The 18,455-nt window shown below is 71.0% G+C and carries 20 protein-coding genes and 1 rRNA gene; 13 read left to right on the plus strand and 8 right to left on the minus strand.

The features are described from left to right. Nucleotides 1-4: 4 nt before the first annotated feature. Nucleotides 5-625 (minus strand): DUF47 domain-containing protein, encoded by a 621-nt coding sequence (locus tag ACF08F_RS13855; protein ID WP_392298699.1) that lies wholly within the window; start codon nt 623-625, stop codon nt 5-7. Between the two features lie 193 nt (nt 626-818). On the opposite strand from ACF08F_RS13855, the gene ACF08F_RS13860 reads away from it, so the two are divergent. After that, nucleotides 819-1,184, plus strand: coding sequence for a metal-sensitive transcriptional regulator (locus tag ACF08F_RS13860; RefSeq protein WP_392298700.1), 366 nt, complete (start codon nt 819-821; stop codon nt 1,182-1,184). A 72-nt stretch (nt 1,185-1,256) separates the two neighbouring features. Here the strand turns inward: ACF08F_RS13860 and ACF08F_RS13865 are convergent, their stop codons facing one another. After that, nucleotides 1,257-1,436 (minus strand): hypothetical protein, encoded by a 180-nt coding sequence (locus tag ACF08F_RS13865; RefSeq protein ID WP_055642263.1) that lies wholly within the window; start codon nt 1,434-1,436, stop codon nt 1,257-1,259. 142 nt (nt 1,437-1,578) lie between these two features. Further along, nucleotides 1,579-2,421 carry a hypothetical protein gene (locus tag ACF08F_RS13870; protein WP_392298701.1) on the minus strand — a complete coding sequence of 281 codons (843 nt, stop codon included), beginning with the start codon at nt 2,419-2,421 and terminating at the stop codon, nt 1,579-1,581. 130 nt (nt 2,422-2,551) lie between these two features. Between ACF08F_RS13870 and ACF08F_RS13875 the strand changes: the two genes are divergently transcribed. Beyond that, on the plus strand, nt 2,552-2,725 hold the full coding sequence (locus tag ACF08F_RS13875) for a hypothetical protein (RefSeq protein WP_392298702.1): 174 nt from the start codon (nt 2,552-2,554) through the stop codon (nt 2,723-2,725). Between the two features lie 66 nt (nt 2,726-2,791). On the opposite strand, the gene ACF08F_RS13880 is transcribed toward ACF08F_RS13875, so the two are convergent. From ACF08F_RS13880 to ACF08F_RS13890, 3 genes are all read right to left on the minus strand, one after another. Continuing rightward, on the minus strand, nt 2,792-3,514 hold the full coding sequence (locus ACF08F_RS13880; RefSeq protein ID WP_392298703.1) for a phosphatase PAP2 family protein: 723 nt from the start codon (nt 3,512-3,514) through the stop codon (nt 2,792-2,794). Between the two features lie 224 nt (nt 3,515-3,738). Beyond that, the gene (locus ACF08F_RS13885) at nt 3,739-4,773 is read right to left on the minus strand and encodes an NlpC/P60 family protein (RefSeq protein WP_392298704.1); all 1,035 of its coding nucleotides are present in this window, start codon (nt 4,771-4,773) and stop codon (nt 3,739-3,741) included. A gap of 80 nt (nt 4,774-4,853) precedes the next feature. Continuing rightward, entirely contained in the window at nt 4,854-5,726 is an 873-nt protein-coding gene (locus ACF08F_RS13890; RefSeq protein ID WP_392298705.1) for an NAD(P)-dependent oxidoreductase, read from the minus strand. 117 nt (nt 5,727-5,843) lie between these two features. On the opposite strand from ACF08F_RS13890, the gene ACF08F_RS13895 reads away from it, so the two are divergent. The 7 genes from ACF08F_RS13895 (at nt 5,844) to ACF08F_RS13925 (ending at nt 13,753) form a co-directional block, all read left to right on the plus strand. Continuing rightward, entirely contained in the window at nt 5,844-6,416 is a 573-nt protein-coding gene (locus ACF08F_RS13895) for a TetR/AcrR family transcriptional regulator (protein ID WP_392298706.1), read from the plus strand. A 279-nt stretch (nt 6,417-6,695) separates the two neighbouring features. After that, nucleotides 6,696-7,004, plus strand: coding sequence for a hypothetical protein (locus tag ACF08F_RS13900; protein ID WP_017242359.1), 309 nt, complete (start codon nt 6,696-6,698; stop codon nt 7,002-7,004). 115 nt (nt 7,005-7,119) lie between these two features. Next, nucleotides 7,120-7,959, plus strand: coding sequence for a hypothetical protein (locus tag ACF08F_RS13905; protein WP_392298707.1), 840 nt, complete (start codon nt 7,120-7,122; stop codon nt 7,957-7,959). Further along, nucleotides 7,949-9,262: a hypothetical protein gene (locus ACF08F_RS13910; protein WP_392298708.1), complete on the plus strand. Its 1,314-nt coding sequence runs from the start codon at nt 7,949-7,951 to the stop codon at nt 9,260-9,262. Before ACF08F_RS13905 ends, ACF08F_RS13910 begins: the two co-directional genes overlap by 11 nt. Further along, entirely contained in the window at nt 9,259-10,812 is a 1,554-nt protein-coding gene (locus ACF08F_RS13915; protein WP_392298709.1) for an SCO6880 family protein, read from the plus strand. Before ACF08F_RS13910 ends, ACF08F_RS13915 begins: the two co-directional genes overlap by 4 nt. A 20-nt stretch (nt 10,813-10,832) precedes the next feature. Beyond that, nucleotides 10,833-12,227, plus strand: coding sequence for an ATP-binding protein (locus ACF08F_RS13920; RefSeq protein WP_392298710.1), 1,395 nt, complete (start codon nt 10,833-10,835; stop codon nt 12,225-12,227). Beyond that, nucleotides 12,227-13,753 carry a type IV secretory system conjugative DNA transfer family protein gene (locus ACF08F_RS13925; protein WP_392298711.1) on the plus strand — a complete coding sequence of 509 codons (1,527 nt, stop codon included), beginning with the start codon at nt 12,227-12,229 and terminating at the stop codon, nt 13,751-13,753. The genes ACF08F_RS13920 and ACF08F_RS13925 overlap by 1 nt, the downstream gene beginning before the upstream one ends. A 7-nt stretch (nt 13,754-13,760) precedes the next feature. Here the strand turns inward: ACF08F_RS13925 and ACF08F_RS13930 are convergent, their stop codons facing one another. Further along, nucleotides 13,761-14,330 (minus strand): GNAT family N-acetyltransferase, encoded by a 570-nt coding sequence (locus tag ACF08F_RS13930; RefSeq protein ID WP_392298712.1) that lies wholly within the window; start codon nt 14,328-14,330, stop codon nt 13,761-13,763. Nucleotides 14,331-14,487: 157 nt separating this feature from the next. Here ACF08F_RS13930 and ACF08F_RS13935 point away from each other — a divergent pair, with 157 nt between their 5' ends. From ACF08F_RS13935 to ACF08F_RS13950, 4 genes are read left to right on the plus strand one after another with little or no spacing between them, the layout of a single operon-like run. Next, the gene (locus tag ACF08F_RS13935) at nt 14,488-15,390 is read left to right on the plus strand and encodes an ABC transporter ATP-binding protein (protein WP_392298713.1); all 903 of its coding nucleotides are present in this window, start codon (nt 14,488-14,490) and stop codon (nt 15,388-15,390) included. Beyond that, nucleotides 15,387-16,199 (plus strand): ABC transporter permease, encoded by an 813-nt coding sequence (locus ACF08F_RS13940; protein ID WP_392298714.1) that lies wholly within the window; start codon nt 15,387-15,389, stop codon nt 16,197-16,199. The genes ACF08F_RS13935 and ACF08F_RS13940 overlap by 4 nt, the downstream gene beginning before the upstream one ends. A 13-nt stretch (nt 16,200-16,212) precedes the next feature. Continuing rightward, nucleotides 16,213-17,466: a sensor histidine kinase gene (locus ACF08F_RS13945; protein WP_392298715.1), complete on the plus strand. Its 1,254-nt coding sequence runs from the start codon at nt 16,213-16,215 to the stop codon at nt 17,464-17,466. Further along, nucleotides 17,463-18,134, plus strand: a complete 672-nt coding sequence (locus ACF08F_RS13950; protein ID WP_392298716.1) for a response regulator — start codon at nt 17,463-17,465, stop codon at nt 18,132-18,134. The genes ACF08F_RS13945 and ACF08F_RS13950 overlap by 4 nt, the downstream gene beginning before the upstream one ends. A gap of 54 nt (nt 18,135-18,188) precedes the next feature. Here the strand turns inward: ACF08F_RS13950 and rrf are convergent. Then, nucleotides 18,189-18,305, minus strand: a 5S ribosomal RNA gene (gene rrf / locus ACF08F_RS13955). Nucleotides 18,306-18,455: the final 150 nt, after the last annotated feature.

Below are 18,455 nucleotides of genomic sequence, written 5' to 3' on the forward strand. Positions count from 1 at the left end.
AAGCTCAGGACTCCTTGACCGCGATGGTCTCCACCGTGTTGGCGACGTGCTCGAAGGCGTCGGCCGCCTCTTCCAGCACATCGACGATCTGCTTGAGCTTGAGCACCTCGATGGCGTCGTACTTACCGTTGAAGAGCGTCGCGAGCAGCTTGCGGTGGATCTGGTCGGCCTGGTTCTCCAGACGGTTGACCTCGATCCAGTACTCGGTGAGGTTGTCCATCGTCCGCAGGTTCGGCATGGCCTCGGCGGTCAGCTCGGCCGCCCGGGCCAGGACCTCGATCTGCTGCTCGACACCCTTGGGGAGTTCCTCGACGTTGTAGAGGACGACCAGGTCGACGGCCTCCTCCATGAAGTCCATGATGTCGTCGAGGGACGACGCGAGGTTGTAGATGTCCTCGCGGTCGAAGGGTGTGATGAAGGAGGAGTTCAGCTGGTGGAAGATCGCGTGGGTGGCGTCGTCGCCGGCGTGCTCCGCTGCCCGCATCCGCTCCGCGATCTCGGCCCGGGCGGAAGGCTCCGCTCCGAGCAGTTCCATCAGGAGCTTGGAGCCCGTGACGATGTTGTCCGCGGACGCGGCGAACATGTCGTAGAAGCTCGTCTCCCTGGGGGTCAGACGAAATCGCACGTGAGGTCCTCGGGGTGCTGGGTTTCGGTCAGGCTGATGCTAGGCGCATCGTCCAGCCACGGCTAACCGGCGTCCTCTCAGTGTCGCCCATCAGGCACAGTGAACTGCACGGGCCCCTGCCCGGATCGGCGGGGATCGGTACCATATACCCACGAGGGGTATACACCCCTTTTCTGGACAACGGGAGGACGCGATGACGACCACCGAGGCGGACCAGGTCACACCCGAGCCCGTCGAGGCCGTCGGGGCCGTCGAGCCTGCCGATCACGACCACGGCGTGCACGGCTACCACAAGCAGAAGGACGAGCACCTCAAGCGGCTCCGCCGCATCGAGGGCCAGATCCGCGGCCTCCAGCGGATGGTCGACGAGGACGTCTACTGCATCGACATACTCACCCAGGTGTCGGCGTCGACGAAGGCGCTCCAGTCCTTCGCCCTCCAGCTCCTGGAGGAGCACCTGCGGCACTGCGTCGCGGACGCGGCCACGAAGGGCGGCGACGGCATCGACGCCAAGGTCGAGGAGGCCACCAAGGCCATCGCCCGCATGCTGCGCACCTGAGCGGGCCCGGCGGGGGCCGTGCGGTCAGGGCGCTGGAGGCCGTACCGGTCAGGGGCGCCGGGGGCCGTGCGGTCAGCGTTCCCGTACGGCCCGCTCGGCGGCGACCCGCAGGACCTCGTCGATCCGGTCGGCGCTGAGCCGCTCCCCGTCAGCGGTGGAGGCGGCGATGATCAGCTCGCCGCACAGCTCGATCTCGGCGAGGGCGATGCGGTCCGGGTCCGCGGAAACGGTCGCTGTACCGGGCGGGGCCACGTGCGGTCACCTCTTCCTGCCGGCTTCTGTCTCCCAGGTTCCCGGAGGTCTCCCAGCGTAGGGAGAGCGCCACTCGGTGCGCATGACACGTCCGGACCATTTGGCAATGGTCCGAACCACCCGGCCCCGGCCGCGGCCCTGGTCAGGCCTTGATCTTCCCGGCGTAGATGTCGCGCCGGTCCGGCAGCGCCACCTGTACGGGGACCCCGAAGCCGTACAGCAGGGTGGTCGAGGCGACCGCGACCGTGCGGCCCTGGTTGCTGAAGCTGAACTGGTGGCGGACCTTCCGCAGCCGGCCCTCCGCGTCCAGGTACGCGTCGAAGGGCACCGTGTCCTTGGCGAACCCTTTCGCCGCCGCGGCGAGCGCCCCGCGCAACTGCGGCGAGGCGACGCGCGCCGCGTGGGCGATGTCGGCGACGCCGCGGTAGTGGCCGACTTTCACCCCTGCCAGGTCGACCTCGCCGAGGTACGTGGCCTCCCGGGCGCCGCGCAGCAGCTCCGCCGCGGCCGCCGGGTCGGTGGCCCCTCCCGTGACGAGGTTGCCGTCGTCGAGGGCCGTGGTGTCGACGCGGACCCACTTGTCGGCGGGCACGCCCGCGCCCCGGTTCTTCATGTAGAGGGCGCCGGGGGTGAGGAGCTCGGTGATCGGCCGGTGCTCGTCGGTTCCGGCGGCGTCCTTGGGCAGCATCACCTGGAGCCGGCCGGTGCGGCGGCGGAAGTCGTAGCCGCCCTCGCCGCGGATGGTGACCCGGGTCCCGCCGGCGGCCATCTCCATGGAGGTGCTCGCCTTGGAGGTGCCGGCCCGGGTCAGCGCGTCGGCCGCGTTCCGTACGGCGAGGAGGGGGTCCACCGTGGGCTTGGGGTCCTCGGGGGCGCCGCAGCCGGCGATCGCCGGACCCCCGACGAGTGAGCCGACCAGGGCGGCGGTGACGGCGAAAGCCCCGCTCCCGCGACCGTGCGGACGCCCGTACCGCTGCACCACCATCGTCTGCCAACCCCCAACGCCTCACCGCTGTTTGTCCGGGCGCCGCACGCCCCCGGCCCCGCGGGCCCGGGAACACCCGATCCGGATAACGACGGCCCGGGCGAGCCGTCACGCGCAGTACGGTGGTGGTGTGCATGCGGAGCCCTTCCCCCACACGACCACGACGACGGAGCGCGGCTCGTTCGCGCTCGCCAGGTGCAGCTGCGGCTGGTCGGGACCGGCCCGCAGATCGCGGGAGCGGGCCCGCACGGACGCCTCGGAGCATCTCGACGCGGCGACGTCCGCCGGCGCCCCTCAGCACTGACCCGAAACCCGCCCCGGGGCGGCTGCCCCGTACATGGGACTGCTGCCCCGTACCAGTACGGGCTGCCTAGGCGGCGAGGTCGTTCTGGGTGGTCCCGTTGGCGGGGCCGCCGAGGCGGGGCTCGGGGATGCCGACGGTCTCCGGCTGCTGGGGTCCCGCGGCCTTGCGGGAGCGGACGAGCGGGGCGCCGCGGCGGGAGCGGGCGAGGGCGGAGACGACCGGGGTCAGCAGGGCGAGCGCGACGGGCGCGAGGAGCAGGGCCACCGCCGTGCCGAGGGCGAAGCCGCCGATGACGTCGGTGGGGTAGTGGACGCCCATGTAGACCCGGGCGAAGCCCTCGGCGAGGGCGAGGCCGATGGCGGCGAGGCCGAACTTCCGGTTCGCGACGAAGAGGCCGACGCCGAGCGCCATGGCCATGGTGGCGTGGTCGCTGACGAAGGAGAAGTCGGTCTTGCCCGCGACGAGGACCTCGAGGCCCTGGTGGTCGTTGAACGGCCTGGGCCGCTCGACGAAGCCCCGGATGGGGATGTTGACGAGAAGGGCGACACCGGCGGCCAGCGGGGCCCACACGAGCCCGGCGACGGCCGAGACGGAGTCCGCGAGGGTGCCGCTGCGGCGGACGCTCCACCAGCACCAGAGGACGACCAGGACCATCCCGAGCATGATCCCGTACTCGCCGACGAACTCCATGACACGGTCGAACCACGGCGGGGCGGCCTTCGCCAGCCCGTTGATGTCGTAGAGCAGGCCGACATCGGGGTTGGTGCCGTCCGATGCGAGTCCAGCCATCTGCTGCGGCCCCTTGCTTCTCGTGTCTGTCTTCCCACCCCCGTGGTCAGAGCGTTCGGATCAGGGAACGAACTGCTTGAGGCGTACGTTCCGCTCTCTCCGGTGGATCATGACGACGTTATCGAAGAGTGACGGTTCACCGCAGCTCAGGGCCAGGGCATGACGGAGAGTTCCAGCCATGTCCGTGACGACTGCCTTACGGCCCGACGGTCCGTCTCCTTCCCTCAAGTCTGCGGGAGATGGGTGGGCAGCGCGGCGGCGCCCTCCTTCGTGACACGGGTCGCGCCGAAGTAGTCCGGGGTGTCGATCCGGGTGAAGCGGATCACCGCCCCGGTGCGCGGGGCGTCGATCATGTACCCGCCGCCGACGTAGATGCCGACGTGCCGGATGGCCCGCGAATTCGTCAGGTCGTCGGAGAAGAACACGAGGTCGCCGGGGAGGAGCTCCGACCGGCCCGGGTGCGGCCCGGCGTTGTACTGGTCGTTGGCGACGCGGGGCAGCTCGACGCCGACGCTCAGGTACGCGGCCTGGGTCAGCCCGGAGCAGTCGAACCGGCCTCCCTGCGCGGCCGTGCCCGTACCGCCCCAGAGATAGGGGGTGCCGAGCTTCCCCTGGGCGTAGTGGATGGCCCCGGCGGCCTGCCGGGACGGGTCGACGCGGCCCATCGGCCGGGCGAAGCTCTGCTCCAGGGAGCGGATGATCCGCACGTAGTTCTGGGTCTCGCTGATGGGCGGCACCCCGCGGTACTTGATGACCCGGTACGCGCCCGCGTTGTACGCGGCCAGCATGTTGTTCGCCGGGTCCCCGGGGACGTTCTTCACGTAGCCGGCGAGTTCGCAGTCGTACGAGGCGGCCGAGGGGATGGCGTCCTTGGGGTCCCAGATGTCCCGGTCGCCGTCCCCGTCGCCGTCGATGCCGTGCCCGGCCCAGGTGCCGGGGATGAACTGGGCGATGCCGCGGGCGTCGGCGGAGGAGACGGCCCGCGGGTTCCAGCCGCTCTCCTGGTAGAGCTGGGCGGCGAGCAGGGCGGGGTTGATCGCGGGGCAGAGGTTGCCCCACTTCTGCACGAGCCCCTGGTAGAGGGCGGGTACGGAGCCCTTCGCCAGACCCACGGTGCCGTTCTTGCCGCTGCCCGCGCCGCCGATGAGGCCCGACGCCGCGGAGTACGTCCCGACGACGAGCAGTGCGACAAAGCTGAGGCAGGCTCCGAAGACCCCGCCGGCCACCAGCCACGCCTTGCCAGCCCTACGCACCGTCAACCACCCCTCGGTTCATGGCAGTACGCCCCGGGTCAGTCTAGGCGGCGGGGGGTCCCAGGGGGTGGTTGCGCGACGTGCCGTCAGTTCTTCTTCAGCAACTCCACGAGACTGGAGGCACTGTCGTCCCCGCGGCCGGCCTCCACCCCGCGGCGGAAGAGGTCGACGACGGCGGCCGGCAGGGCCGCGTCCACGCCCGCGTCGACGACCGTGTGCAGGACGTGCTCGGTGCTCGCGAGGCCCATCGCGAGGCGGTCGACGTCACCGCCGTGGTGGCCGGCGTCGACCCGGGGCGCGTAGAAGTCGATGAACCGGTCGAGGTCGAGGGCGTTCCGGGCGTACGGCTGGAGCTCGGTGGCCGAGATGCCGTGCGCGCCGGCGAGGGCGATGGCCTGCCAGTAGCCGGAGAGCGCCGTCCAGAACATGACCATGTTGAGCTGGTAGAAGAGCGCGGCGAGCCCGGGGTCCTCGCCGCGGTGGTCGGTCCCGCCGGTGAGGACGGCGAGCGTGCCCCGGTGGGCCTCGAAGACCTCGCGGGGGCCGCTGTAGAAGGCGGAGCTGTCCGGGTCGCCGACGCCGGACGGCGGGACGAGGATGCCGCCGGTGAGCTGGACTGCGCCGCGCTCCGCCGCCCAGGCGGCGGCCTCCCGGGCCCGGTCCGGGGTGTCGGAGCTGAGGTTGACGAGGACCTTGCCCGCCAGGACGGCGGGGTCGACCGCGCCGAGGACGCCGTAGAAGGCGTCGTAGTCGGTGAGGCTGAGGACGACGACCTCGTTGGCGGCGACGGCCTCGGCCGGGCTCGCGGCGAGGACCGCCCCGCGGCGGACGAGTTCGGCGGCCCGGCTCGGGGTCCGGTTCCAGAGGGTGACCGCGTACCCCTGGTCGAGATAGGCGCCGGCCATGGCGCGCCCCATGGGCCCGAGGCCGATGACGGTGACGGAACGGTCGTGCTGCATGGCAATCCCCCATCGAAAGGCGCTCGCTCTAAAACGAACGCTCTACTTAGCGACTGGGCAAGACCGTAGCACGTTCTAAAACGAACGCTCTACTCATTCAGCGACTAGACTCGCCCCATGCAGACCAGCAGCACCCACGACCGGATCGTCGTCGCCGCCTCCCGCCTCATCCAGCGCCAGGGGTACGTCGGGACGGGCATCAAGCAGATCGCGAAGGAGGCGGACGCCACCCTCGGCTCCGTCTACCACTTCTTCCCGGGCGGGAAGGAAGCCGTCGCGGTCGCCGCCATCGCCCACGGCCGCGAGGAGTTCGCCGACCTCCTGCGCACCGCCCTGGACGGCGAGGACGGCCCCGCCGAGGCCGTCGACGCCTGCGCGCGCGTCCTGGCCCGCGAACTCCGCGCCTCCGGCTGGACCGACGGCTGCCCGGTCACCGCAGCCGCCCTGGAGACCCTCGGCTCCGACAACCCCGTCCAGCAGGCCTGCGCCGAGGCCATGCGCGCCTGGCAGAACCTGGTCGCCGAGAAGCTCCTCGGCTGCGGATTCCCCTCCCCCGAGGCCCGCGACCTGGCCACCACCGTCATCAACACGCTCGAAGGCGCCGAAGTGACCGCCCAGGTCACCCGGAGCGAGGACCCCCTCCTCCTGGCGGGCCGTCACCTGTCGCGCCTGATCGCCTCGTACGCCTGAGACCCGCCGGCGGCGACGCGACGGCGCCCCAAGAGTGCAACAACGACAATCATTGCCCGGAGTCACCCTCCGTGATACACAGAGTGACCATACGCTTCTTCACGCGGAAACCGGCCACACCACCGCAGGTCAAGACGGTCAGACCGGTCAAGTGTGCGGGGATCGGGTAAAGAGACCCGTCAAGGCGTCACACACGAGCGGTTTCATCAGCGAAGATAGGGCGATGACCCATGCCGTCCGGCAGGGGCAGTTAACTACCCAACAGGGGCGGTGAGTTACATGTACCTGGCGGCAGAAAAGGGCGACATCACCACCATCATCGGTGGAATCGCCCCGAACTGGGGCCCGTTCGGCAGCCTGGGCGCCGAAGCCAAGATCATGATCGAGGTCGTGATGGCCGTGGCCATCCTGCTCTGCCTCGGCATCGCCATCTGGGGAGCGGCCAAGCAGCGCATCGGCGCGACCGCACTCCGCGACACCTTCAGCGCGGAACAGGGCAAGGGCCTGATCGTGGCCGGCCTCACCGGCGTCTTCATCATCGGATCGCTGGGGACGCTCTTCACCATCGTGTACGGGATGGCCGTCTGATCCCCCGTCGGACCCCTTTTCCCTGAGGCCTGCTGATGTCGTGTTTGCGTTCCCTGATGCCCAGCCATGTTGCAGCACTGTCGTACCCGCGAACGAGTGAGGGGGCGTACCCGGCATGAGCCTCGGCGACGAGCACGACGGCTTCGGCGGCGTGGGCGGCTCGGGCCAGACCCGGACCCGTCTGCCCGAGGGCAACAGCGGCGACATCTACGGCGGCGCCCGCCGCCCCGTCCGCAACTCCCGCTCCCTGATCACGGTCGTAGGCGTGGTGGTCCTCCTCCTCGCGGCCATCGCCTTCGCCAACCGCGGCGGCGGCGAACCGGCGGACGCGGCGATCCCCACCTCCAACACCCCGGGCAAGAGCGGCCCCACAGCAGCCACAGGCGTCCGCCCCGTCACGGACAGGAACGGCGGAATCCCGACGGGCTACGCCCACGACGAGCAGGGCGCCCAGAGTGCGGCGACGAACTACGCGGTGGCCCTGGGCTCCGCCGAGATGTTCACCGCCGCGACGCGAAGCGAGATCGTCCACACGGTGTACGCCTCCTCGGTGGCCGCCACGCGCCTTGGCGATCTGAACGAAACCTTCGCCGACAAAGCCTTCCTCGAACGAATTGGCCTCCAAGAGGACGGCACCGCACCCCGAGGGCAGACCTTCATCGCCCGCACTGTTCCTGTCGGTTCGAAGATCGAAAGCTACGCCGAAGACAAGGCGACGGTATCCATTTGGCACTCATCCCTGTTCGGAATGGCCGGCGAAGGCTCCAGGAACCCTGTCTCCGAAGCTTGGTACACCAGTTCGTACGAGCTGCAGTGGGTCGAGAATGACTGGAAGGTCGTCGACGCCAGCCAGAAGGACGGCCCAGCACCTGTCGGTCGCGACCAGAGAGCATCCACAGCAGAGGAAATGAGCGATGCTGTCCGTCAGTTCGGAGGCTTCACCTATGCCCGATAGCCGACGCCGCTTTCGTTCTGTCGCCGCCTCCGTCGCCGTCCTGCAGACAACCGTGTTCATGCTCGCCGCCAGTGCTGCAGCCGCTCCGACGCCCACTCCCAGCCCGTCCCCCAGCGTCAGCAACGACCCTTGTGCACTGCTCATCGGTCCGTCCAAATCACGCTGCCTCGAAGGATCCTCCGGTGGTTCCACAGCCCCTCAGAACGACCCCACCACCGCCCTCGACCCCCTCTCCTCCCTCGCCCGCGGCTGCGCCGACGCCGCCATCGCGACCATCGACTACCTCTCCAAGGCCGTCAAGGAAACCGCCGACGTCGACTTCACCAACACGGAGTTCCTCGGCCGGTACGCGATCGTCTTCGCCGCCTCCACCGTCCTCACCCTCCTCCTCTGGCTCCTCGCCGTCGCCAAGCGCGCCATCCGCGGCGTCCCCCTCGCCACCGCACTCTCCGAGGCCATCGGCTTCCTCTGGCTGACGGTCCTCGCCTCCGCCTTCACCCCCCTCATCCTCTACACCGTCGTCAACGCCACCGACGCCGTCACCGAGGTCATCGCCTCCGGCACCGGCCAGCAGACCGACGTCTTCTTCGGCAGCTTCAAACAGGCCCTCCAGAAGGGCGACAGCATCGGTGGCGGCCCCATCATGCTGATCATCGTGTCGCTGGTGACCGTCCTCGCCGCCGGCGTGCTCTACCTGGAGCTGTTCCTCCGCGCCGTGATGCTCTACGTCGGCGCCCTCCTCGGCGTCGTCGTCTACTCCGGCCTCGTCGACAAGAACATGTGGGGCCACGTCCGCCGCTGGGCCGGCATCATGATCGCGGTCATCCTCGTCAAGCCGGTCATCGTGATCGTCCTCGGCCTCGCCGGCGCACTCTCCTCCGGCACCGGCCCCGACTCCTTCTCCGCCGTCGTCTCCGGACTCGCGATCATCCTGCTCGCCATCTTCGCCTCCGCCGTGATCTACCGCTTCGTCCCCGGCTTCGGCGACGAGATCGCCGCCTCCCGCAACAACCGGCTCCACCGCGCCGGCGAGAACACCGCCGCCGCCGTCATCTCCTCCCCCGCCTCCCTCGTCTCGCAGGGCATCAAGACCCACAGCACCCGCGACAGCGGAGGCAGCGGCGGCCAGGGCGCCCAGGCCCCCCGCCCCGCCAACCCCCTCGCCGGCGGCGTCGCCGCCCACAGCAGCCGCGGCGGCGACAACCGCGGCGGCGGGGCCACGCCCCCACCCTCGCCCCGTAGCAGCAGTCCCACCACGGGTACCCCGCACAGCAACCGCAACTCTGGAGGTGGAGGGCGTTGACGACCCAGTCCCAGCCGGTCGCGCCCCGCCGTACGTATCTCGTCGGCCGTGCCCGGCCCAACGCGATCGTCGGCAAGAACCGTGAGACGGGCGAGATCGCCCTCATCATCGTCGGCGCCTTCCTCGGCATGATGAGCGGACTCCTCGTCCCCGTCCTCTCCCTCCGGATCGCGCTCCTCGCCGGCCTCCCCATGGTCGCGATCGCCGCCGTGTACCTCCCGTACAAGGGCCGCACCTTCTACAAGTGGTTCGAGATCAACCGCAGCTACAAGCGCATGCTCAAGCGCGGCACCGCCTACCGCTCCGTCGCCGCCGAATCCGGCACCCACCTCGACGGCCGCGAGGTCGAGATCGGCCCGCCCCCCGGCATCGGCCGCGTCGGCTGGCTCTCCGCCCCCTTCGGACCCGACGAGATCGCCGTCCTCCTCCACGCCGACCGCCGCACCGTCACCGCCGCCATCGAGATCGAGGGCCCCGGCGTCGGCCTGCGCGACAGCGAGGACCAGGAAGCCCTCGTCGACCGCTTCGGCACCCTCCTCAAGCACGTCGCCAACGGCGACGGCTTCGTGACCCGCCTCCAGATGCTCGCCCGCACCCTCCCCGCCGACCCCGACGCCCACGCCAAGGATGTCACCCAGCGCGGCGACACCACCGCCCCCGCCTGGCTCAAGGAGTCGTACGAGCAGCTCCAGTCGATGGTCTCCACCTCCAGCGAGCAGCACCGCGCCTACCTCGTCGCCTGCATGCACTACACCCGCGAACTCGCCGCCGAGGCCAACGTCATGGCCCGCGCCGCCCGCCACGCCTCCGGCGCCCGCAAGCTCGACCGCGACGCCGGCCTCGCCGTCGTCATGGCCCGAGAGCTCACCGACATCTGCGCCCGCCTCGCCGAGGCCGACATCCGCGTACGCCAGCCCCTCGGCCAGTCCCGGCTCGCCTCCCTCGTGCACTCCATGTACGACCCGGACCACCCCATCGACCACATCCAGGCCATGACGAAACGAAACGCTTGGCCCGCCGAACTCGACGCGATGGAACCCACCTACCTCCAGGCCAAGACCCGCGAGTCCTCCACCCGCGCCCCCTGGTGCCACGCCACCGCCTGGGTGAAGGAGTGGCCGATGACCCCCGTCGGCGTCAACTTCCTCGCCCCGCTCCTCGTCCACACCCCCGACGTCATCCGCACCGTCGCCGTCACCATGGACCTGGAGCCCACCGAGGTCGCCATCGAGCGGATGCTCACCGAGAAGACCAACGACGAGGCCGACGCCAGCCGCGCCGCCAAGATGAACCGCACCGTCGACCCCCGCGACATCGCCGCCCACGGCCGACTCGACCAGCGGGGTGAAGATCTCGCCAGCGGCGCTGCCGGAGTCAACCTCGTCGGGTACATCACGGTGTCGTCGCGTTCGCCCGAGGCCCTCGCCCGGGACAAGCGCACGATCAGGGCCTCCGCCGGCAAGTCGTACCTGAAGCTGGAGTGGTGCGACCGCGAGCACCACAGGGCCTTTGTGAACACCCTGCCGTTCGCGACCGGCATCCGCCGCTAAGGCCGAAGGGGCACCGACCGATGCGAGATCCGCTGTCCGTCCTGACCGACGCCTTCACCTCCTTCGTCTTCGGCAAGGTGGAGACGACCCGCCTGCCCGTCCGCACCTCCACCGGACAGGCCCAGGCCGTCTACCTGCCGACCGCCGCCCCCGGCCTCGGCGACTCCGGCGTGATCATCGGCCGCGAGGTCTACAGCGGCAAGGGGTACATCTACGACCCCTTCCAGCTGTACGGGCAGCAGCTCCCCGCCCCCCACTGGCTGGTCCTCGGCGAATCCGGCAACGGCAAGTCGGCCCTGGAGAAGACCTACGTCCTCCGTCAGCTCCGCTTCCGCGACCGGCAGGTCGTCGTCCTCGACGCCCAGGGCGAGGACGGCGTCGGCGAATGGAACCTCATCGCGCAGGAGCTGGGAATAACTCCCATCCGGCTCGACCCCATGGTCGCCAACGACTCCGGCATCCGCCTCAACCCCCTCGACCCCTCGATCACCACCACCGGCCAGCTCGCGCTGCTCCGCACCATCATCGAGGTGGCGATGGGCCACGGCCTCGACGAGCGCTCCGGCTTCGCCCTCAAGGTCGCCCACGCCTACGTCACCGAGCACCGGACCGACCGGCAGCCGATCCTCACCGACATCGTCGAACAACTCCGCCACCCCGAGGCCGAATCGGCCGAGGCGATGAACGTCGACATAGACGACGTACGCGCCTGGGGCCTCGACGTCGCCCTCGTCCTCGACCGGCTCGTCGACGGCGACCTCCGCGGCATGTTCGACGGCCCGACGACCGTCGGCATCGACCTCGACGCGCCCCTCATCGTCTTCGACCTCTCCCACATCGACCGCAACTCCATCGCCATGCCGATCCTCATGGCGATCGTCGGCGTCTGGCTGGAGCACACCTGGATCCGCCCCGACCGGAAGAAGCGCATCTTCCTCGTCGAGGAGGCCTGGCACATCATCAACAGCCCCTTCGTGGCGCAGCTGTTCCAGCGCCTGCTCAAGTTCGGGCGCCGCCTCGGCCTGTCCTTCGTCGCCGTCGTCCACCACCTCTCCGACGTCGTCGACGGAGCCGCCGCCAAGGAGGCCGCGGCGATCCTCAAGATGGCCTCCACCCGGACCATCTACGCCCAGAAGGCCGACGAGGCACGCAACACCGGCCGGGTCCTCGGCCTGCCACGCTGGGCGGTCGAGATCATCCCGACCCTCACCCCCGGCATCGCGGTCTGGGACGTCAACGGCAACGTGCAGGTGGTCAAACACCTCATCACCGAGAAGGAACGCCCCCTCGTCTACACCGACCGCGCCATGACCGAGTCCTCCGTCGTCGATCCCGAGCTGGAGTGGGAGACGGAGCAGCGCGCGATCCTCATCGAGCAGCAGATGAACGGCACTTCGCAGTCCACGGTGGCGTAATGGAATCAGCACGGAAGGGAGGAGGAGTCTCCGACGGGCTGCTGCTCGGCCTGTTCGGCCTCCTCTTCTGCCTCACGGCCCTCGTGTGGACGGCGACCGGCCTCGCAGGGCTCTTCGCCCACGGGGCCTGGCCGCAGGGCGTCGCCTTCATGGGCACGCCCGCGGCCCTGCGCTCCCTGGCCACGGCCCCCACGGACCTCGCGGCGGCCTGGCCGGCCACCCCGCCGGACCAGCTCTCGGGGTACGGGCTGTTCTGGGGCCTCCTCATCGGCGAGGCGATGGTCCTGCTGGTCCTCGTGATCTTCGCCCTCGGCACGATCGCCCGCTGGCGCGCGGTGAGGGCGAACCGAAAGGCGGGCGCGTACGCCCACACCACCCGGAAACGGAAGGAACCGGCCGCGACGGCACCCGCCGAGAGCGTCCGGATCGCCCCGCCCCGCACGGAATCGGCCCCGCCGCCCCCGGCACCCACCGAGCCGCTCCCCGCCGCACAGGCCCCCGAGCCGGCACCGGCCGCGCAATCCGGCCCCACCACCGCGCCCGCGCCCGCCCCCGTCACCGCACCGCCCACACACCTCGCCACCGCCACCACCCCCGGCCCGACCACCCGCCTCGTCTACGGCCCCCCGGAGACCCGCCACCCCGTCGCCGTCCAGGCGATCCACGACGCCGAGGGCCCCGTCCTGGCCGTCACCTCCGACCCCACCGTCTGGTCCGCCACGAAGGACGCCCGCGGCAAGCTCGGCCCGGTCCTCGTCCACGACCCCGGCCACCTCTGCGACACCCCCGGCCGCCTCCACTGGTCCCCGTCCGAGCACTGCGAGGACCCGGCCGTCGCCCAGCAGCGGGCCGCCGCCCTGCTCGCCCCCGTACGCCCACACTCCCGCCTCGACGCGGCCACAGCCGACACCGCCGAAACGCTTCTGCGCTGCTGGCTGCACGCCGCCGCCGTCGACGGCCGCCCCTTCCGCCAGGTCCACCGCTGGGCCCAGGGCGCCGGCGCCCACGAGCCCGTACGCATCCTGCGCAGCCACCCCAAGGCCGCCTCCGGCCTCGCCGGACTCCTCGAATCGGCGCTCACGGCCCACCCCGAAAGCCGCCGCCTCGCCCAAGAACTGACGGCCCGTGCGCTCGCCGCGCTCTCCTCGATCCACATCCGCGAGGCCTGCGTCCCGAATCGAACGGATTCGCTGGCCCTCGCATCTTTCCTCGCCGAAGGGGGCACGCTCTACGTGGTGGGCGAACCGATCGAGAACCCCCGGGCCCACCCCGGCGCGATGCCGCTCCTCACGGCCCTCGCCGCAAGCGTGGTCGAGCACGGCCGCCGCATGGCCGCACGGTCATCCGACGGTCGGCTCGACCCACCACTCACGCTCGTCCTCGACGACGTCGCCGCCGTGGCCCCGCTCCCCCACCTCCCGGAGCTCCTCGCCACCGGCCACGACCAGGGCCTCCCGACCCTGGCCCTCCTCCGCTCCCCCGAACAGGCCCGCAGCCGCTGGCCGGAAGCCGCCCTCACCCCGTGAGCGGACGCTACGCGGCCGGACGCGACAGCTCGTACTCCACCTCCACCCCGCCCGCGCCCACACCGCTCTCCAGCGTCACGCGCTCCCCCGACGCCACGAACCCGAAGCGCCGGTAGAAAGCGGCGGCCCGCTCGTTCTCCTCGTGGACGTACAGCCGCACCCGCTCCACCGCCGGAGCCGACAGCGCCCAGGACCACTCCACGGCCGCCCGGAACAGCCCGTCGATCGCACCGCTGCCCCGCGCCTCCGGCCGGACGAACACCCCCACCACGTGCGTCTGGTCGACCTTCACCGCCGCGCCCAGCACCGCGTCCCCCGCGGGCCGCTCCACCAGCACCGTCACGGAGCCGACCCACCGCCCGTCCGGCGCCTCCGCCACGAACTGGATCACCTCGCCGGGACCGGTGTCCGACGCCCCCGCCGCACGCTCCTGCCAGAAGGAGTCCGGCCGCGTCACGGCGTCCTCGTACGTGTCGAGGAACGCGAGGTGCGCGATCGGGTCCTGGAGGGCGGCGAGCCGCAGCTCACGGGCCTTCTCCCACTCGTCGGCGCGGATCGTACGTATCGAATAGTCCATACCGCCGATCCTCGCCACGGCCGGACCCCGCTGACAAGCACTTTTCCCTCACACGCCGACCCGCCGCAGCGCCGTCGTACCCCGGTACCACACCCCTGCCCCAGCGCCCACCCACGGTCCGACGTACGCCCTGCGCCCGCTCCGTAGCGTCGTCGACATGATCCGAGCAGAGAACCTCACCAAGCGGTACGGGGACACCACCGTCGTCCAGGACCTCAGCTTCACCGTCCACCCCGGCACCGTCACCGGCTTCCTCGGCCCCAACGGCGCCGGAAAGTCCACCACTCTCCGCATGATCCTCGGCCTCGACGCCCCGACCCGCGGCCACGCCACCGTCGACGGCCGCCCCTACGCCGGCCACCGCGCCCCGCTCACCCGGGTCGGCGCCCTCCTCGAAGCCCGCGCCCTGCACCCCGACCGCTCCGCGTACCACCACCTCATGGCCCTCGCCCACACCCACGGCATCCCGAGCACCCGCGTGGACCGGGTCCTCGCCCTCACCGGCCTCACCCACGTCGCCCGCAAGCGCGTCAAGGGCTTCTCCCTCGGTATGGGCCAGCGCCTCGGCATCGCCGCCGCACTCCTCGGCGACCCGGCCACCGTCGTCCTCGACGAACCCGTCAACGGCCTCGACCCCGAGGGCGTCCGCTGGATCCGCACCCTCCTCAAGTCCCTGGCGGCCGAGGGCCGCACCGTCCTCGTCTCCTCCCACCTCATGAGCGAGATGGCCCTCACCGCAGACCACCTCATCGTCATCGGCAAAGGCCGCCTCCTCGCCGACACCACGGTCGACGAGCTCGTACGGGCCTCCGGCGGCGCCTCGGTCAAGGTCGTCACCCCGGAAGCCGACCGCCTCCGCCGGCTCCTCCCCGACGCCCGCTTCACCACCGAGACCCCCGACACCCTCCTCGTCACCGGCCTCGAAGCCCCGGAGATCGGCCGCGCGGCCGCCGCCCACGCCATCCCCCTCCACGAACTCACCCCGCAGGCAGCCTCGCTGGAGCAGGCCTTCATGGACCTCACCCGCGACTCCGTCGAATACCAGGGAGCCCCCGCATGACGACCACCGCCACCACCGCGCCCGCCACCACCCGCGCCACCACCCCCTACGGCCTCACGGCCACCCGCGTCCTCCGCTCGGAATGGCACAAGCTGTGGACGGTCCGCTCCACCTGGATCAGCGCCCTCACCGGCGTCGCGTTCGTCCTCGGTGTCGGCATCCTCATGGGCTCCACGTACACCTCCGACGGCGGCGACTCCGACGTCGACACCGTCGTCCTCACCCTCTACGGCACCCAGCTCGGCGGCATCGCCCTCGCCGTCCTCGGCATCCTCGTCACCGCCGGCGAGTACGCGACGGGCCAGGCCCATGCCTCCTTCACCGCCGTCCCCCGCCGCCTCCCCGTCCTGTGGGCCAAGGCCGCCGTCCACACCGCCGTCGTGTTCACGCTCTCCCTCCTGACCGCCCTGCTGACCTTCCTGACGGCCCAGTTCTTCCTCTCCGGCACCGACCAGGTCGCCTCGCTCACCGACGACGGCGTCCTCGCCGCCATCGCGGGCAACGCGGCGGGCACCACACTCCTCGGCGTCATCGCCCTCGGCCTCGGCGCCGCCCTCCGCTCCGTCCCCGGCGCGATCGGCGCGTTCATCGGCGGCGTCCTGATCGTCCCCGAGATCCTCGGGATGCTCCCGTACGAGGCCATGGACACGGCCGTCCGGTACTTCCCCACCCAGGCCGCCGGAGCCCTCGGCACCGCGACCCCGCTCCCCGGCACGGCCTCCCCCGGCGCCGCACTCCTCGCCCTGGTCCTCTGGGCCGCCGCGGCTCTCGTGGTCCCCGCCCTGTTGCTCAAGCGCCGCGACGTATGAGGATGATGACCGGATGATCACGGAGGAGACACCGCCCACGACCGGGGCGACGGGCCTCAGCAGACACGTCCAGCGCCTGCTGAACCGGACACGCGCCTTCGACACCGCGCACCCCTGGGTCTGGGACGCCACGCTCACGCTCTCCTGGACCGGAGCGGCACTCGTGGACGCGTCGGGCGGCTGGCAGAACACCGCCCGGGACCCCTCGGTACCGGGCGGACTCGTCCTCCTCCTCAGCCTGGCCCTCTCCCTGCCCCTCTACTGGCGCCGCCGCAGCCCCATGACGGCACTCGCCGCGATGTCCTGCGCGGCACTCGTCAGCGACGCCACCGGCGCCTTCCTCCAGGCCGCCTACCTCCAGGCCGTCCCGCTCTTCCACCTCGCGCTCACCCGCCCGCCCCGCGCACTCCTCTGGGCCTTCGCCCTCATCACCCCGCCCCTCGTGACGGGCGCGGTCCGCTTCCCCCACGAGACCTGGGACCAGCGCGTCGTCCCCGCCCTGTGGGCGTACGCGCTCGTCGCCCTCCTCGGCATCGTCGTCCGCTCCCGCAGGGACCACACCGCCGGCCTCGTCGACCGGGCCCGCCGCCTGGAGGTCGAACGCGACCAGGAGGTCCGGCTCGCCGCGGCAGCCGAACGCACCAGGATCGCCCGCGAGATGCACGACATCATCGGCCACAACCTCTCGGTCATCACCGGACTCGCGGACGGCGGCCGATACGCGGCGGCCAGGAACCCCGAGCGCGCCGCCCAGGCCCTCGACGCGATCGGTACGACGAGCCGCCAGGCCCTCGACGACCTGCGCCGCCTCCTCGGGGTCCTCCGCGACGACGAACACGAGGCGGTCCGCGACCCCCAGCCCAACCTGGCCGACCTGGACACCCTCCTCACCGGCGTACGGAAGGCGGGCCTCGCCGTCGGCCTCGAAGTCCGCGCCGAACCAACACCCCAACCCCTCGCGCCCGGCGCCCAGCTGACGGTCTACCGCGTGATCCAGGAAGCCCTCACGAACACCCTCAAGCACGCCGGCCCCTCGGCCCGCGCCACCGTCCTCCTGGCCTACGCCCCCGAGGAACTCCTGGTGGAAGTAACCGACACGGGCACTCCGACGACCCCTCACCCGACCCCTCACCCCCACCGGGGCCAGGGCCTCACGGGCATGCGCGAACGCGCCGCCCTCTACGACGGCCTGCTCACCTGCGGCCCTCTGCCCACCGGCGGCTGGCACGTCCGACTCCGACTCCCCCTGGAAGGCTCCCCCTCGTGACGACTGTACTCATCGCGGACGACCAGCCGATGCAGCGCCTCGGCTTCCGCATGCTCCTCGAGAGCCAGGACGACATGACGGTCGTCGGCGAGGCCTCGAACGGCACCGAGGCGAACCGCCTGGTCGACCGCCTCCACCCGGACGTCGTCCTGATGGACATCCGGATGCCCGGCCTCGACGGCATCGAGGCCACCCGCCGCATCGTCGCGGCGGGCGCCCGCACCCGGATCCTGATCGTCACCACCTTCGACCTCGACGAGTACGCGTACGAGGGCCTGCGCGCCGGCGCGAGCGGCTTCCTGGTGAAGGACGCCCAGCCGGAAGAGCTCCTCGCGGGCATCCGCGCGGTGGCGAGCGGAGACGCGGTGGTGGCCCCGAGCCTGACGCGCCGGCTCCTGGACGCCTACATCCACCACCTGCCGCAGCCCGCCGCGGCGGCGACCCCGCCCCAGGAGGACCCGCGTCTGTCCTCCCTCACGGAACGGGAGCGCGAGATCCTCACGGTCGTCGGCCAGGGCTGGACGAACACGGAGATCGCCGAACGCCTCCATCTCGCGGAATCCACGGTGAAGACCCACATCGGCCGCATCCTCGCGAAGACGGGCGCCCGCGACCGCGTCCATGCGGTCATCCTGGCCTACGACACCCAACTGGTGACACCGGCCTAGAACGCAAAAATGCCTCAACCCCCGGAATAAATCCGGGGGTTGAGGCTAAAAATTGTTCGGCGGCGTCCTACTCTCCCACAGGGTCCCCCCTGCAGTACCATCGGCGCTGAAAGGCTTAGCTTCCGGGTTCGGAATGTAACCGGGCGTTTCCCTAACGCTATGACCACCGAAACTCTATGAAGATATGAACCGCCGCACCACCCACAAGAGGGGGGCGTGTTCGTTACTTCAGAACTAACACAGTGGACGCGAGCAACTGAGGACAAGCCCTCGGCCTATTAGTACCGGTCAGCTCCACCCATTACTGGGCTTCCACATCCG

The organism is Streptomyces sp. NPDC015130, from assembly GCF_043080005.1.
Classification (GTDB): domain Bacteria; phylum Actinomycetota; class Actinomycetes; order Streptomycetales; family Streptomycetaceae; genus Streptomyces.

Excerpts from the sequence above, each read along its gene's own strand:
- ACF08F_RS13860 (WP_392298700.1), top strand. The coding sequence starts at position 819 with ATGACGACCACCGAGGCGGACCAGGTCACACCCGAGCCCGTCGAGGCC.
- ACF08F_RS13870 (WP_392298701.1), bottom strand. The coding sequence starts at position 2,421 with ATGGTGGTGCAGCGGTACGGGCGTCCGCACGGTCGCGGGAGCGGGGCT.
- ACF08F_RS13880 (WP_392298703.1), bottom strand. The coding sequence starts at position 3,514 with ATGGCTGGACTCGCATCGGACGGCACCAACCCCGATGTCGGCCTGCTC.
- ACF08F_RS13890 (WP_392298705.1), bottom strand. The coding sequence starts at position 5,726 with ATGCAGCACGACCGTTCCGTCACCGTCATCGGCCTCGGGCCCATGGGG.
- ACF08F_RS13895 (WP_392298706.1), top strand. The coding sequence starts at position 5,844 with ATGCAGACCAGCAGCACCCACGACCGGATCGTCGTCGCCGCCTCCCGC.
- ACF08F_RS13900 (WP_017242359.1), top strand. The coding sequence starts at position 6,696 with ATGTACCTGGCGGCAGAAAAGGGCGACATCACCACCATCATCGGTGGA.
- ACF08F_RS13905 (WP_392298707.1), top strand. The coding sequence starts at position 7,120 with ATGAGCCTCGGCGACGAGCACGACGGCTTCGGCGGCGTGGGCGGCTCG.
- ACF08F_RS13910 (WP_392298708.1), top strand. The coding sequence starts at position 7,949 with ATGCCCGATAGCCGACGCCGCTTTCGTTCTGTCGCCGCCTCCGTCGCC.
- ACF08F_RS13920 (WP_392298710.1), top strand. The coding sequence starts at position 10,833 with ATGCGAGATCCGCTGTCCGTCCTGACCGACGCCTTCACCTCCTTCGTC.
- ACF08F_RS13925 (WP_392298711.1), top strand. The coding sequence starts at position 12,227 with ATGGAATCAGCACGGAAGGGAGGAGGAGTCTCCGACGGGCTGCTGCTC.
- ACF08F_RS13930 (WP_392298712.1), bottom strand. The coding sequence starts at position 14,330 with ATGGACTATTCGATACGTACGATCCGCGCCGACGAGTGGGAGAAGGCC.
- ACF08F_RS13935 (WP_392298713.1), top strand. The coding sequence starts at position 14,488 with ATGATCCGAGCAGAGAACCTCACCAAGCGGTACGGGGACACCACCGTC.
- ACF08F_RS13940 (WP_392298714.1), top strand. The coding sequence starts at position 15,387 with ATGACGACCACCGCCACCACCGCGCCCGCCACCACCCGCGCCACCACC.
- ACF08F_RS13945 (WP_392298715.1), top strand. The coding sequence starts at position 16,213 with ATGATCACGGAGGAGACACCGCCCACGACCGGGGCGACGGGCCTCAGC.